Origin of the sequence: Bradyrhizobium rifense (genome assembly GCF_008123425.1) — a bacterium.
Lineage (GTDB): Bacteria > Pseudomonadota > Alphaproteobacteria > Rhizobiales > Xanthobacteraceae > Bradyrhizobium > Bradyrhizobium rifense.
On the sequence record NZ_VSSS01000013.1, the window covers coordinates 60,098 to 73,622 of the forward strand.

Annotated in this window: 15 protein-coding genes; 4 read left to right on the forward strand and 11 right to left on the reverse strand. The window is 64.3% G+C overall.

The genetic code is table 11. From position 1 onward, the window contains the following. Positions 1-85 precede the first annotated feature (85 nt). Complete coding sequence (locus FXB40_RS06185) at positions 86-463, forward strand: hypothetical protein (RefSeq protein ID WP_148771318.1); 378 nt, start codon at positions 86-88, stop codon at positions 461-463. Here FXB40_RS06185 and FXB40_RS06190 read toward each other — a convergent pair. The 7 genes from FXB40_RS06190 to FXB40_RS06220 all read right to left on the reverse strand — a co-directional run bounded on the left by FXB40_RS06190 (position 460) and on the right by FXB40_RS06220 (position 6,052). Further along, positions 460-1,065 carry a glutathione S-transferase family protein gene (locus tag FXB40_RS06190; protein WP_148771319.1) on the reverse strand — a complete coding sequence of 202 codons (606 nt, stop codon included), beginning with the start codon at positions 1,063-1,065 and terminating at the stop codon, positions 460-462. The two genes, FXB40_RS06185 and FXB40_RS06190, sit on opposite strands and share 4 nt — an antisense overlap. Before the next feature lie 21 nt (positions 1,066-1,086). After that, complete coding sequence (locus FXB40_RS06195) at positions 1,087-1,461, reverse strand: winged helix-turn-helix domain-containing protein (protein ID WP_148771320.1); 375 nt, start codon at positions 1,459-1,461, stop codon at positions 1,087-1,089. Between the two features lie 137 nt (positions 1,462-1,598). Further along, complete coding sequence (locus FXB40_RS06200) at positions 1,599-2,879, reverse strand: MFS transporter (protein WP_246207413.1); 1,281 nt, start codon at positions 2,877-2,879, stop codon at positions 1,599-1,601. Positions 2,880-2,928: 49 nt separating this feature from the next. Continuing rightward, positions 2,929-3,372, reverse strand: a complete 444-nt coding sequence (locus FXB40_RS06205) for a cupin domain-containing protein (protein ID WP_148771321.1) — start codon at positions 3,370-3,372, stop codon at positions 2,929-2,931. Positions 3,373-3,398: 26 nt separating this feature from the next. After that, positions 3,399-4,199, reverse strand: a complete 801-nt coding sequence (locus FXB40_RS06210; RefSeq protein WP_148771322.1) for an alpha/beta fold hydrolase — start codon at positions 4,197-4,199, stop codon at positions 3,399-3,401. 42 nt (positions 4,200-4,241) lie between these two features. After that, positions 4,242-4,847 (reverse strand): NAD(P)H-dependent oxidoreductase, encoded by a 606-nt coding sequence (locus FXB40_RS06215; RefSeq protein ID WP_283812883.1) that lies wholly within the window; start codon positions 4,845-4,847, stop codon positions 4,242-4,244. Next, on the reverse strand, positions 4,820-6,052 hold the full coding sequence (locus FXB40_RS06220) for an acyl-CoA dehydrogenase family protein (RefSeq protein ID WP_148771324.1): 1,233 nt from the start codon (positions 6,050-6,052) through the stop codon (positions 4,820-4,822). Before FXB40_RS06220 ends, FXB40_RS06215 begins: the two co-directional genes overlap by 28 nt. Before the next feature lie 406 nt (positions 6,053-6,458). Between FXB40_RS06220 and FXB40_RS06225 the strand changes: the two genes are divergently transcribed. Next, a complete protein-coding gene (locus tag FXB40_RS06225; RefSeq protein ID WP_148771325.1) occupies positions 6,459-7,232 on the forward strand; it encodes a response regulator transcription factor in 774 nt (257 codons plus the stop codon). 14 nt (positions 7,233-7,246) lie between these two features. Here FXB40_RS06225 and FXB40_RS06230 read toward each other — a convergent pair whose 3' ends face one another. The 4 genes from FXB40_RS06230 to FXB40_RS06245 all read right to left on the reverse strand — a co-directional run bounded on the left by FXB40_RS06230 (position 7,247) and on the right by FXB40_RS06245 (position 11,438). Then, a complete protein-coding gene (locus tag FXB40_RS06230; RefSeq protein ID WP_246207417.1) occupies positions 7,247-8,035 on the reverse strand; it encodes a class I SAM-dependent methyltransferase in 789 nt (262 codons plus the stop codon). 6 nt (positions 8,036-8,041) lie between these two features. After that, complete coding sequence (locus FXB40_RS06235; protein WP_148771326.1) at positions 8,042-9,469, reverse strand: NAD-dependent succinate-semialdehyde dehydrogenase; 1,428 nt, start codon at positions 9,467-9,469, stop codon at positions 8,042-8,044. A 6-nt stretch (positions 9,470-9,475) separates the two neighbouring features. After that, a complete protein-coding gene (locus FXB40_RS06240) occupies positions 9,476-10,222 on the reverse strand; it encodes a glutamine amidotransferase (protein WP_148771327.1) in 747 nt (248 codons plus the stop codon). Positions 10,223-10,355: 133 nt separating this feature from the next. After that, positions 10,356-11,438, reverse strand: coding sequence for a substrate-binding domain-containing protein (locus tag FXB40_RS06245; RefSeq protein WP_148771328.1), 1,083 nt, complete (start codon positions 11,436-11,438; stop codon positions 10,356-10,358). Between the two features lie 112 nt (positions 11,439-11,550). Between FXB40_RS06245 and FXB40_RS06250 the strand changes: the two genes are divergently transcribed. After that, a complete protein-coding gene (locus FXB40_RS06250) occupies positions 11,551-13,035 on the forward strand; it encodes an aldehyde dehydrogenase family protein (protein WP_187436712.1) in 1,485 nt (494 codons plus the stop codon). A 189-nt stretch (positions 13,036-13,224) separates the two neighbouring features. Next, entirely contained in the window at positions 13,225-13,488 is a 264-nt protein-coding gene (locus FXB40_RS06255; RefSeq protein ID WP_148771330.1) for a hypothetical protein, read from the forward strand. Positions 13,489-13,525 lie beyond the last annotated feature (37 nt).

A 13,525-nucleotide genomic window follows, 5' to 3' on the forward strand; every position in this document is an offset into this window, starting at 1 on the left:
ATCAATTCCAGAAAAAGCGGCTGGACGCAGCTAGACTTATCGATATATCGTGACGGATATAGCGAAGTGCGTTCCGGGACTGGCGATGGAAATCAAGGTGAGGCAGCTCACGACCTGCGAGGTGGCGTCCGACGGCGGTGCGATCTCGCTGGGCTTCGAGGATGTGGCGGGCAATCCCGCCGCGGTCAGCGTCTCGCTGAACCAGGTCGGCGCCCTCATCATGACGCTGCCCGGACTGCTCGAGGCGGCGCTGAAGGCCCGCTACGGCGACCAGAGCCTGCGCTACGCCTATCCGCTGGCATCCTGGGTGCTGGAACAATCCACCGACACGACCCAGCGCATCATCACGCTGGAAACCGAGGACGGTTTCAAGGTCCGCTTCTCGATCCCGAAGGCCGAGCAAAGCCTGCTCGGCGAAGCGCTGACGCAGCCGATGCCGGAAATGTCGGTGCGGCCGAACTAGGGTTCGCTCACCTGGAAGAGTGGTTGTTCTGCGAGCCTGCTCGTCAGTGCGCGCAGCCCGGGCATATGAACATCGGTATCGATGCCGCGTGCACGCGCGAGCCGTTCCGTGACGACGGCGGTCACATCGGCCTGGGTGAGACGCTCGAGCAGCAGATATGGCTGCTTCGGCTCTATCATGGCTTCGATCGCGTTGAGCGCATTGGCGGCCTGAGCCATGCAGTCGTCGATCCAGGGCCGATGCACCTTCTCCGACGGGCGGTGGTTCCCCTCGTAGGCTGCGTGAAGGCACTTCTCGCACACGCCCATCATCATGGCCGTGACCTTCAGCACGGCGCGGCGATTGGCGCCCTCGCGCGGCGTGAGCGGCTGGTCACCACCGTAGGCTTCATCGAGGTGATCAATGATTGCGTCGCTGTCGATCAACGTCTCGCCGCTATCGAGCACAAGCGCGGGAATGCGGCCAAGCGGATTGCTGGCCCTGACCTCTGCGCGGTCGCCGAAGCCGGACAACGCGCGCTGCTCAAACGGCACGCCGTAGATATTGAGCGTGATCGCGACGCGTCGCGTAAACGGTGAGCGATTGACTCCGATCAGCAGCATTGCGCGTTCCCGACCATCCGGTCACGATTTGCGGGAACGGGCGATGTCGCTCTTGAGCGCTTCCAGATCCTTGTGCACCGCGCGTGCGGCGTCGCGCTCGATCTTCCGGTAGCGCGCAACAAGCTTCTCGCCGAACGGCGTCAGCATGGCGCCACCGCCGTTCTTGCCGCCGGCCTGCGGTTCGACCGCGGGATGTCCGCAGATCCGGTTGATCTCGTCCACGAGATCCCAGGCGCGCTTGTAAGACATGTCCATGGCGCGGCCGGCCCCGGAGATCGACCCTTGCTCGCGGATCTGCTCCAGAAGCTCGATCTTGCCGGGCCCGATCCTATCCTCGCCGTCGAGGTCGATGCGAAGGCTCAGCTGGGGCAGGGATTTGGCGCTCGCGCGCGACATGACCGGCTCTCTTGAATGACTCTAAACAGAGAGTGCCACTCTTGCCCACTGTGGACAAGGTGAGTGCGCCGGATTTCCCAGAAGATAGACCTTCGTCGAGGGCACGGGCGCCAGCCCGTGCCCTCGATGGCTGCAGCTTACTCCGCGGGGCTTCCGACCACCGCGCCCTGACTGACGTCCTCGCGGGCGAGGATCAGCAAGAGGCCGACGATGACGAGTTCGACAACCGCGAAAGCGATGAAGGCGCCGGTGAACGAGCCTCCAGAGACGTTGATAATTGCCCCCATCATCCAGGGAGCCACGAAAGCCGAGAAGATGCCAAACACCTCGGCGTATCCGATCGCGGCCGGTGCGAGCGCGTCGGAGTATTTTTCGCTGAGCAGGGAGAAGATCGCGCCGCCGCCGAGCAGAGCGATGCCGCTGAGCGCTGCAAACAGCACCAGCATCGGAAACGACATCGGAGTGACCACGCTCCACAGGAACATCAGCGCGGTCAGGAAAGCCAGACATGCGGTGAGCTTGATCATGAAGGGCTTGCCGAGCCGGTCGGACATGTAGCCGCCAATCACCAGGAACAGCACCTGCGACAGCCCCATCACGGTGCCGATGATTGCGCCGGCCTCCGGAGGCATGTGCTGTACGGTGATGAAGGCCGGCACCACCCAGGTGGCGGTACCGGCGATCGCGAAGGTGCAGGCCACGATGCCGAAGCCGCCGACCGCGATCCATTTCGAGCGGAATATTTCGCCAAGAGGCAGATGCTCCTGCGGTGTTTCGTTGCCCCAGGTGAAGCCGTCGAGGCCGAGCTCGCGGGGACTGTTGCGGACGACGAGTGCATCGACAGCCGCGACGAGCAGCGTGCCGATTGCCAGCACGGCGAAGAAGGTTCGCCAACCGGTCGCGATCGTCAGGGGGATGCCGAGCGCAAAATCCATGGTGATGGCGAGGCTGTAGGCGGCCAGGATGATGCCGACCACCGAGCCACGACGGCTCTGTGGAAACCAACCGAAGATCAGCTTCATGTTGCCGATGAAGATGCCGGCATCAAAGAAGCCGATCACGAGCCGGAGTATCACGAGCTGCGTGTAACTCTGCACGAACACCTGAAGCACCATGCCGATTCCGGTGCCCGCGAGCCCGATCAACAGCATGTTGCGCGCCGTCATCGACCGGCTGACCGGCGACCACACCACCATGCCGACGCCGTAGGTCAGGGCAAAGATGCCTTGCGCAAGCCCGGCCTCGGCGGGATTGAGCTTGAGGCTCTCGGAGACGAAAGGCAGTACGGCCGCGAAGGCATACCAGTCCGCGGCGAGAAATATCTCGCAGAGGATGGCGAGCGCCAGCATGCCTTTTTGCCACCGGGCTATCCGACGGCGGTCGCTCTCGGAGATGGTCGTCCAAGTTGTTGTCAGCATGGTCATCATCTGTTCTCGCGGTTTGCGTATCGTTGGAATCGGCGCAGCGTCAGGCAGGCGGCGGCAGGAAATTCACCTCGTGCTCGGCGGCGCGTCGCACCACCTCCTGCGGATCGGGGAGATTGTGGATGCGTTCGAACAGCTCTTTCAGCGACCGCGTCGGTGCGACCCAGAACAGGCTGGTGGCGGTCTCGCCCGACGTGTTGAAGATGCCGTGGGGAATGCCCTTGGGCATGCGCACGAGGTCGCCGGCCTTGGCGACCAAGTCCTTGCCGTCGAGCCAGAGGTCGTAGCGGCCGCTCAGCACATAGATGAATTCATCCTGGGTCGGATGGATGTGCGGCGGCACGAAGGTGCCGTCCGGGAAAACGGCATGCCAGGCCATCGACGCCTCGGAATGCTGCTTCAGTGTGTAGGTCTGGCCCAGAATGTTCCAGACGACGTTGCCGAAGCCTTCTTTGGCAGGGGTCACGCCCGGAGGCATCTCGATCATGGTGCTGTCCTCTGTTGTGTGCGGGATCAATCGGCGAGAAAGTCGGTGACGTGGTGTGCGGAAGACGACGTTTCCTCGAACACGAGATGACCGGTCGCCGGCACCAGCATCACGCGTGCGTCGGGGAGTCCTGCTTTCCAGGCCCCTGCCTGGGCGGTCGGGCGCAGGCGATCGGCGGCACCCCACAGCACCAGCGTCGGCATCGTGATCCGATGCAGCCAGTGCGCGAGCTTGGGATTTCCCTGCGGTTCGCTGCGGATCAGCTTGGCAAAGCCAGTGACCTCGCGTCCGAGGCGGGCGTCGAAAGCCGGGTCGGGCGCCTTGGGAAAGTAACGGAGCGCCGCGGCCGGATCGTGCGCGAGATAGGCGGGCAGTTCCTGCGGTGCGATCTCGAACAATCCGGGCGCTGGCGCGGTCCCGACCACAAGACCGGCGGGCGCAACCAGCACCAGCTTGCGGACCCGATGCGGCTGACGGATCGCGAACTCCGCGGCAAGCCATCCGCCGAGCGAGAACCCGGCAAGGTCGAATTGCTCGAGGCCAAGCTTGTCGAACAGATCCATGTAATGAAGGACGTGATCCTCGACGGTGTCGATTGTCTCGGCGTCGCCGGAATCGCCAAAGCCCGCATGGTAGGGGATGATGACTGTGTGCCGCTTCGCCCAATCGCGCGCCATCTCGAAGCCGGTGAAGGTGCCGGTGCCGTGCAGGAACACGAGTGCCGGGCCGCTTCCGATGCTGTGGACGACGGTGCGCACGCCGTTGATCGTATATTCCGCGCGCGAGAAGCCGGTGAGATCGGGAGAGGGTTTGGGGGTATCAAGCATTTTTGTCTCCGGTTGAATTCGGCAGGGCCGGGCGTTCGTGGGTCATGCGGCGGCTGCCTGGCGACCACCGAGAAGCGCGGCGAATTGTTCGACGGCGTTGGCGATCCGCGCGGCCGTCATTGGCGCGAGCGGCTCGCCCGGCACGATCTCGCCGCTGCTGGCGTAGATCGCCGTTGAAACGGTGCAGGCCTCGAAGAAGCCGAACAGCGGGCGGAGCTGGTGCTCGACCACCAGCGAGTGGCGCAGGCCGCCACCGACGGCGGTCAGCAGCACCGGGCGGTTGCGCAGCACGCTGGGTTCGATCAGGTCGAAGACGTGCTTGAACAATCCGGGATAGGAACCCTGGAACACCGGGCACCCGATCACGAGGCCGTCGGCCTGTTCGATGGCCTCGACGACGGCGCGCGCGTTGTCATCGAGCGCGATCCGGGTGAAGCCGGCGATGCCGCAACCGGCATCGACGAGATCGAGGACCGTGGTGTTCAGTCCATGCTGCGCCCGAAGGTCGGCGGCGACGGCTTCCACCAGCACGCGCGATTTCGCGGGCCGCCAACTATTGCCGCAGAAGCCAACGATGCGGGATGTCCTCACCTCGACGCCCTCATTGTCTGATCGCTTGCTCAGCCCGTCACCCCGAAGACTGTCCATTGTGCGCCAGGGCCGGGGAGGCCGAGCAGGGCGCGGCCGCACTCTTCGACGATCTGGTCGGCCATCAGGATGTGCTGCGTGCCCGAATGGATGTCGCGATAGAACCGCTGCATCGGCGTGTTGTGCAGCGAGGCGCCGCGGGCGGCGCGATGCGCGAAGGTGGCGACATCCGACAGGACGTCGTGGACGTGGCGCAGTGACAGCTTGATCATGGTCATCTGCTCCAGCGACGGAGATTCACCGCTGGCGCAAGTCTCCGAGACGTCCTTCCAGGTTTCGTGGACCAACGCACGCGCGGCGCGGAAACGCGCTTCGGCCTGCGCGAACTGAAACTTGAAGCTCGCGCTGTCGCGCGACTTGCCGAATGGATCCTGGCGCTGGACGATTACCTTGACGAGTTCGTCGAGCATGCGGCGGCCGACACCGACGGCCCAGGCGGAATGTGCCCAGGCGCTGTAGCCTGCCAGCCCCAGCGCACCCTGCACACCACCTCGGCGCGGCGCGCCAATGTCAAAATCGTAGGTCATGTGCGTGGGGACGAACAGCTCGTCGCCCTCGCTCAAGGTGTAGTCGAAGCTTCCGGTCGCGCGCAGGCCAAGCACGTCCCAATTGCCCATCAACTTGATGGTCGCGCGCGGATGGTGCGTGACCACGATCTTGGGTTGGCCGTTGGGACCGAACACCATGTCCTTGCCGGATGCGTCGGTGACGAAGCAGCCGGAATGGACCCACTCGGCGTGCTGAATGCCGCTGCCATACGCCCAGTTGCCGCGGATCATGTAGCCGCCATCGACCGGTCGGGCGAAGCCGCGCGGCACGCCGTTGCCCGCAATCGTGATGTCGGGCCCGCCCGCGAAGACCTTCTTGATGCCTTCGTCCTCGATGTAGATGGCGAGCGTCGTGCCTTCCATGTTGTTGCCGATGACGCACCAGCCGGCCGAGGCGTGCGTGTAAGCAAGCCGCTCGATCACCGTCATGGCGTCGTAAGGCAGAAGCTCGGCGCCGCCGACCTCCCGGGGGAATAGCATGGTGTAGATGCCGGCCTTGCGCAGCGCTGCCACGACATCGTCAGTCAGATAGCCCTGTGCCTCGGCCTCCGCAGCCCTGGATTCGACCAACGGCAGCAGCGCGTCGAGGCGCGTATGGAACTCGGCCACCGTCGGGGTCGCGGAAGGTTTGACTGCGAGTTGCACGGAAGGGCTCATGGTCGGTGTCTCCAGGTAGATCTGTTGGTTCTTCGTGCAAGGCTGCGGGCGCGAAGATCTGGGTCGGACGGGACGGTCGCGGGCAAGACTTCGCCCACACGCGCCAATGTCAGTTGGCGCGCGACGAGCGGCTCGGTTGGTGTCGAGATGTCCTTGCCGGAACCGCGTGCGTCGTGACGCGATCCCGATGGCCAGGATGCTAGAGATGAGGCGGCCAAACCGGCAATCCCCCATCATGGGGGGATCGGCCATGTTGCTCTGCCGCAAAGCTGGGCCGGGATGGCGGCGCGTTGCCGCTTCTTTTCGCTTGACCAAAGATCAGGCAAGGCAGAAATTTTAAGCCTATAACAATCGGCAATGACGTGCGTGTGCCCGAGAGCACCGCACGTTCTCGCGAGGAGTGGCGGTGAGGGCCGAGCACGAGCATTTGGATGGTCTGCCCGAGCGCCAGCTCGCAGATCGGCTGATGTCCATCGCCGAGAGCTGCTCGGTGCGTGCGCTTGGTGTCGCCTGCTGCTCGGCGATCACGGAATTGACGGGATCGCCGACTGTCGGCCTCTATTTGCTCGACGGGCTCGAACCGGAACTGGTCTACAGCCGCCACGTCGCGGAAGGCCTGCTCGACAATTACAGAGCCGGGTTCTGGAAGCATGATCCCGTGCTCGACTGCATCATGACCCGAGGCCGCGCGATCGATGGAGAAACGGTGATCGGTCCACAGCAATGGCGGCACAGTCCATCCTTCGAGATGCTGCACGAGTGGGGTTTTGCATACAACATGGGCGGGCCATTGTGGTGCGGGCAGAAGATCGTCGGCGTGCTGTTTACTGCGACGACCGATACGAACGCGCCTTACACGATGCGGTCATTGCAGCGCATGGAGATGCTGTGTCGGGCCGGCTCGCTGGCATTGACCAACATGACAAACGCGGGCGCGATCGACGCCCATCGTGCCACGACCGGGGTCCGTGAGCCGGCCGCGACGCTCTCGCTCCCGCCAAGGTCGGCGGACGTCGCCATCCGGGTCTGCCGCGGCCAGACCAACAAGGAAATCGCTCGCGAGATGGGGATTTCCGATCAGACAGTGAAGGAGCACGTCGCCAATTTGTGCCGACGCTTCCGCGTACACAACCGCACCGAGCTCGCGGCCTGCCTGCTGAGCCCGGGCGCCCGGCAATAAGCTGTCGCGCCGGGTCAGATCTGGTTGACGATCAGCTTGAGCGAGCCGGCGAATGTCGGCCACTGCCGATAGTACCCGTGCTGCACGTCCCAGCGGCCGGAGGCGAGATCGCTGCCGAGGCGCTGTTCGAATCGTCGGACGACATCGTCGGCGACAAAGCTCCAGGCCGAGCAGGCGAGCCGCGCGGCCGGATCGAGCAGCATCTCGGGCCGGCCGTAATAGGCTTCGTTGAAGCCGTCGGTGCAATCGAGCGGGATCGGCACGGGCAGGACGTCGGTCGTGCCGCCGAGAGCTTTTGCGATGTCCCTGATCCCTGGATAGCGCACGGCCTCGACCGCGATGACTTCAGGGCAATAGGCGTTGAGCCAGAAGCGATTGAGCTCGTCGGGATCGCAGGTCATGATCGCGATCGGACCGCGCGTGACCCGTCGCATCTCGCGCAGGCCCGCCGTCAGGTTCTTCCACTGATGCACCGAGAAGGTCGACATCGCTGCAGCGAACGTCGCGTCCTCGAACGGCAGCTTTTCCGCGACTGCGTCGATCGCGGCGGGCAGATGCGCCGGCCGCTGCGCCCGCATCGATTGCGACGGCTCGACCGGGGTGACGGTGCGGCCGACCGGCTCGTAGGAGCCGGCGCCCGCGCCGACATTGAGGACCGTGCCGACTACGCCGAGCGCGGCCTCGATCATCTCCGCGATGCGCGGATCGGGCCTGCGAAAATTCGCGTAGCCCTGGCCGATCGCACCGTAATTGGCGTCGCCGGCACTGCCGTCCCGGTGGCGTGGCGCGTTGTCCTGCATCATGCGTTTCTACAGCGTCTTGTGTGACACGTTCTTGACGACGGTATAGCACTGCAGGCCCTCGGTGCCACCCTCGCGGCCGTAGCCGCTGTCCTTCACGCCGCCGAACGGGGTCTCCGCGACGGAGGCGACGAAATGGTTGATCGAGAGGTTGCCGACCTCGACGCTGTCGGCGAGGCGTTCGGCATTGCTGGCCGACTTCGTGAAGGCGTAGGCGGCGAGACCATAGGGCAGGGCGTTGGCCTTCTCGATCGCCTCGTCGAGCGTCTTGACCGGATTGACCAGCGCGAGCGGGCCGAACGGTTCCTCGTTTATGGCGCGGGCGTCGTCGGGCAAATCGGCAAGCACCGTCAGTGGAAAATAGTAGCCGCGATTGCCTATGCGCTGTCCGCCGGCGAGCACGCGCGCGCCCTTGGCCTTGGCGTCAGCCACCAGCGTTTCCATCGCGTCGATGCGCCGCGAATTGGCGAGAGGCCCGAGCTGCGTCGAAGGATCAAGCCCGTTGCCGACCCTCAACTGGCTGGCGCGCTCGGCAAAGGATTGCGCGAACTGCTCGTAGATCGTTTCCTGAACGAAGAAGCGGGTCGGTGAAACGCAGACCTGGCCCGCATTGCGCGACTTGCCGATCACGGACGCGGCCGCAGTCGCGGCGGGATCGACGTCATCGCAGACAATCACCGGCGCGTGGCCGCCCAGCTCCATGATCGCGGGCTTCATGTGCCGGCCGGCCATTTCCGCGAGATGCTTGCCGACGGGGATCGAGCCGGTGAAAGTCACGAGCCGGATGCGCGATTGTGGGATGAGGTATTCGGAGATTTCCGCGGGATTGCCGAACACGAGGTTGAGCACGCCCGGGGGCAGGCCCGCATCATGGAAGGCGCGCACGAGCTGGAATGCGCCGGCCGGGGTTTCTTCCGAGGCCTTCAGGATGATCGAGCAGCCGGCGGAGAGGGCGCCCGCCACTTTTCGGGCTGGCGAGCTCATCGGAAAATTCCACGGCGAGAACGCGGCCACCGGGCCAATCGGCTGGCGCAGCACGGTGTGGCGCATGCCGGCCTCGCTGGGAATGATGCGGCCGTAGAGCCGCAGGCCTTCGGTGGCGTCCCATTCGATGATGTCGCAGCCGCGCAGGATTTCGAGTTTTGCCTGTTCGATCGGCTTGCCCTGTTCGAGCGTCATTGCGGCGGCCATCACATCGACGCGTTCACGGATGAGCGCGGCGGCCTTCAGGATGATGTGCGCCCGCTTGGCGGGCGCGGTGTTGCGCCAGATCTTAAAACCCTTCTCGGCGGCGGCGAGCGCATCGTCGAGATCGGCCTTGGTCGCTGTCGGGACGGTGCCGAGCACGCTTTCATCGGCGGGGTTGATGATCGGCTGGCCGCTCGCGCGCTTCCATTGCCCGTCGATGTAGAGTTCGATCAGAGGATATTCCGCCATTGTTCTTTACCTTGCTTGTGCGGTCTTGCTTGCAGCGTTGCCTTGGCCGAGTTGGCTGAGCCAGTTCGTGAACACGCGATCGGCGGTGCGTGCAACGGTCTTTGCGACCTCTGTGGTTTTTGCGCGGAGGTCTCGTACGGAAATTTTGCTGGCCGCGAGCTCGACGGCGTGACCGACATACCATTCCTCGAGCTGCCGAGGATCGGCCTCGAGATGAAACTGCAGCGCGAGCGCGTGGTTTCCGAATGCGAAGGCCTGGTTCTCGTAGTTTTCGTTCGAGGCGAGGCGCGCAGCGTTATCCGGCAGATCGAGCGTGTCGCCGTGCCAGTGCATCACCGGCGCGCCCTCGGCGAGCGGCTCAAGGCAGGACGCATGGCCTGCATCCGACAGTGTGACCGACCCCCAGCCGATTTCTTTCACATTGCCGGCATAGACGCGGGCGCCGAGCGCCTTCGCCATCAGCTGTGCGCCGAGGCAGATGCCGAGCGTCGGCAGGCCCTGGGCAAGGCGGCGCTCCAGCAGGTCAATTTCCCTTGTGAGGAACGGATAGCTGTCGGTCTCGTAGACGCCGATCGGGCCGCCGAGAACGATCAGGAGGTCTGCATCGCGGATCGATGAGTGGCTGAGATCGTCGACCGGCGCCTCGCAGAACGACACGTTCCAGCCCTCGCGTTCCATGATCGGCGCGAGCAGGCCAAGATCCTCGAAGGCGACGTGACGAAGCGCGACGGCAGACCGGCGGCGTTGGAACATCCACAAAACCCTGTTGCGCGGGGTCTTTCGACGGCATCCGCTATATTCGAAATGATATAACGGATGCCGGGTCTCGTCCAGACGGTTCCGGGCCGGATCCGCCGCAGGCATGCCCAGCATGCGGCGTGTGGCATCATCGTGCGGAGTGCATCTCCAGAAAGGCCTTTACGCCGGAGACTTCACCCGTATCGGACAGGGTGTAGCCGGGCAGGGCAGCGACCGCCGCCTGAAAATCATGACTGCGGATAATGTCGAGGATGCGTCGCATCGGCTCCGTCTCCAGGAAGGCGCGTTTGCAGACGAAGAAATAATCCTCGGTGAGAACCCGGATGAAATCGAGACCAAACTGGCGGGCGGCGGCCTCGACGCCGAAGGTGACATCGGCCATGCCGCTCGCGACGTAGGCTGCGACCGCGGCATGGGTGAACTCGATCTGCTGCGCGCCGTTGATCCTGCTTTGGTCGACACCTTGTGCGGCCAGCAGGCGGTCGAACAGGAGGCGTGTGCCGGAATCGTGATCGCGGTTGACGAAGCGCACCTTCGGTTCGGTCAAATCGCGAAGCGAAGCGATCCGCAACGGATTGCCGCGCGCGACCATCAGCCCCATTTCGCGTGTGACGAAATTGATGACGCGGTCCTCGCGCGGGTCGAGCGATTCACGGGCGGCGTTGATACCCTGGGCGCGCAGCTCGCCGCGCGGCAGATGCAGGCCGGAGAGATCGCAGGCGCCTTGCGCCAGCGACACCAGCGAATGCTGGTTGCTGACATAGCGCAAATCGACGCCGATGCCCGGCTCGCGGTCGAGGAATTCGCGCAGCTTTGCCACCGCAAAGCCGTGGCTCGCATGCACGCGGATTACGGAGGGCCGTTGTTCGAGGAACGGCTTGATCTCACTCGCGAGCTCCTGGGCCAGGTTTTCGAGCTGCGGTCCGAGCCGGGCCTGCATGCGCTCGCCGGCCCACACCAGCCGCTCGCCGAAGGGCGTGAGCTTCGAGCCCTTGCCGCGCTGGGTTTCGACCAGGGGCGTTCCGAAGAACTCCGACCATTGCTCGATCAGATTCCAGACATGCCGGTAGGACAGCTGCGCGTCGCGGGCTGCGCTCGTGATCTTCCCGGTCTTCCGGATCTCGTTGAGCACGCCGATCATGATGACGGCAGTGCGCGGACTGCCTTCATGGCGAAATCGCCAGACAGCCTCGATCTCGATCTGAAGCATGGGTCTCCTTATGAAATTTGCTTCATATATGGGGCCTCCATCGGCACACCATATCATATTTACTCCGCCCAATAGGCGCCTAGTCTGGTATACCAGAACAGGAGGAAATATGATGTCCGTTGCATATGACTTTGCGCATTCGCCGGCCACCGAGTTCATGTCCCGGCCGCAGCATCTGCTCATCGACGGTCGCCGCGTGCCCGCGAGCTCCGGCCGCACCTTCAAATCCCTCAATCCCGCCACCGGGCAGGTCATCGCCACCATCGCCGAGGGCAACGAGGTCGATGTTGAGCACGCGGTGGCCGCCGCCCGCCGCGCGTTCGAAGGCCCGTGGCGCACGATGCGCGCCTCCGAGCGTGGCCAGATTTTGCTGCGCTGGGCAGATCTGCTCAAGCAGCACTCGGAAGAAATCATCGAGCTCGAGTCGATCGATGCCGGCAAGCCGATTTCGGCGACGGCGCGCCAGGATTTCCCGGCTGCCGTCGACACGCTGATCTATTACGCCGGCTGGGCCGACAAGATCAGCGGCGACGTCGTGCCGGTGCGCGACGATGCGCTAACCTACACCGTACGCGAGCCGGTCGGTGTGGTCGCGGCGATCGTGCCGTGGAATTTCCCGTTGATGATCGGCATGTGGAAGCTCGCGCCGGCGCTGGCCTGCGGCTGCACCATCGTGATGAAGCCGGCCGAGCTGACTTCGCTGTCGGCGCTGCGCATCGCCGAACTTGCGCTCGAAGCGGGCCTGCCGGCGGGCGTCTTCAATGTCGTCACCGGTCCGGGCCGCGTCGTTGGTGACGCGCTAGTCAACCATCCCGATGTCGACAAGGTCACCTTCACCGGCTCGCCCGGCGTGGGCCGCGGAATCATGAAGGGCGCGGCGAGCAACTTCAAGCGGGTCTCGCTCGAGCTCGGCGGCAAATCGGCCAACGTCATTTTCGACGATGCCGATCTGGAGGCCGCGTCCAAGGCTGCGGCCTCCGGCATCTTCTTCAATGCCGGCCAGGTGTGCTCGGCCGGCTCCCGCGTGCTGGTGCAGGAGAAGGCGTATGACGAAGTCGTCGAGCGTCTCGCCGCGCGCGCGAAGTCGATCAGAATCGGCGATCCGCTCGATCGCAAGACGGCGCTTGGCCCTGTCATCTCCGAGAAGCAGATGAAGTCGATCCTCGACTATGTCGATATCGGACAGAAGGAGGGTGCGACCCTCGTCACCGGTGGCGAGAAGGTCGGCGATCGCGGCTATTTCATCAGCCCCGCGGTGTTCGCAGATGTCGCTCACGAGATGCGGATCTCGCAGGAGGAAATCTTCGGCCCTGTCGTCAGCGTCATCAAGTTCAGGGACGAAGCCGATGCTTTACGGATAGCTAACGGTACGGCCTACAGCCTCGCCGCGGGCGTCTGGAGCCGCGACATCGGCAAGCTGCAGCGTTTCGCCAAGCGGGCGCGCGCCGGCACGGTCTGGATGAACACCTATGGCTACACCGATGTGCGCCTGCCCTGGGGCGGCGAGCGCGACTCCGGCCTCGGCCGCGAGCACGGCACCGCAGCGCTCGACAATTTCACCGAGCCCAAGGCAATCTGGATGAATTTGGCCGTCTGATACCTCCCGAGCGGCCAATCCTGGAGCCCGCCTGATCCGCCCGGTCAGGCGGGCTCTCTTTATCGAGATCGATAAAATTGTCTGCAATCCGCTCACCGGCGGCAAACGCTGCGGACAAGAACCGAAGCGGCTTAAACCTCCGCTTTGGAACCGACATGCATCCTGCCTGCAAAAGGGCGGGGCATCAGCATGTCAATTCTCAAGGAGATCGTCGCTGCGGTCGCGGGAGTCTACGCGCTCCTGTTCGTCTGCGACGCAGTGTTCGGCGTCGGCGAGGCGCGCTTCGACGACGCTTATTACAGCGCCAGCTTCTACGCGCCGAAGCCGAAGGAATTCCGCTTTGCCAGCGACACCCCGCCGGCGACCCGCGTCAGCCAAGCCTTCGCGCAGTTCTCGGCGTCAGAAGCCAAGCCGAACAAGCGCTACTCGTCGCTGACGACGATCATTCGCTAACCGGCGCGGCCGCGATCTGTGCGCGGCCGGCCGTGGG

Excerpts from the sequence above, each read along its gene's own strand:
- FXB40_RS06185 (WP_148771318.1), top strand. The coding sequence starts at position 86 with ATGGAAATCAAGGTGAGGCAGCTCACGACCTGCGAGGTGGCGTCCGAC.
- FXB40_RS06190 (WP_148771319.1), bottom strand. The coding sequence starts at position 1,065 with ATGCTGCTGATCGGAGTCAATCGCTCACCGTTTACGCGACGCGTCGCG.
- FXB40_RS06195 (WP_148771320.1), bottom strand. The coding sequence starts at position 1,461 with ATGTCGCGCGCGAGCGCCAAATCCCTGCCCCAGCTGAGCCTTCGCATC.
- FXB40_RS06200 (WP_246207413.1), bottom strand. The coding sequence starts at position 2,879 with ATGCTGACAACAACTTGGACGACCATCTCCGAGAGCGACCGCCGTCGG.
- FXB40_RS06205 (WP_148771321.1), bottom strand. The coding sequence starts at position 3,372 with ATGATCGAGATGCCTCCGGGCGTGACCCCTGCCAAAGAAGGCTTCGGC.
- FXB40_RS06210 (WP_148771322.1), bottom strand. The coding sequence starts at position 4,199 with ATGCTTGATACCCCCAAACCCTCTCCCGATCTCACCGGCTTCTCGCGC.
- FXB40_RS06215 (WP_283812883.1), bottom strand. The coding sequence starts at position 4,847 with ATGGACAGTCTTCGGGGTGACGGGCTGAGCAAGCGATCAGACAATGAG.
- FXB40_RS06220 (WP_148771324.1), bottom strand. The coding sequence starts at position 6,052 with ATGAGCCCTTCCGTGCAACTCGCAGTCAAACCTTCCGCGACCCCGACG.
- FXB40_RS06230 (WP_246207417.1), bottom strand. The coding sequence starts at position 8,035 with ATGATGCAGGACAACGCGCCACGCCACCGGGACGGCAGTGCCGGCGAC.
- FXB40_RS06235 (WP_148771326.1), bottom strand. The coding sequence starts at position 9,469 with ATGGCGGAATATCCTCTGATCGAACTCTACATCGACGGGCAATGGAAG.
- FXB40_RS06240 (WP_148771327.1), bottom strand. The coding sequence starts at position 10,222 with ATGTTCCAACGCCGCCGGTCTGCCGTCGCGCTTCGTCACGTCGCCTTC.
- FXB40_RS06245 (WP_148771328.1), bottom strand. The coding sequence starts at position 11,438 with ATGCTTCAGATCGAGATCGAGGCTGTCTGGCGATTTCGCCATGAAGGC.
- FXB40_RS06250 (WP_187436712.1), top strand. The coding sequence starts at position 11,551 with ATGTCCGTTGCATATGACTTTGCGCATTCGCCGGCCACCGAGTTCATG.
- FXB40_RS06255 (WP_148771330.1), top strand. The coding sequence starts at position 13,225 with ATGTCAATTCTCAAGGAGATCGTCGCTGCGGTCGCGGGAGTCTACGCG.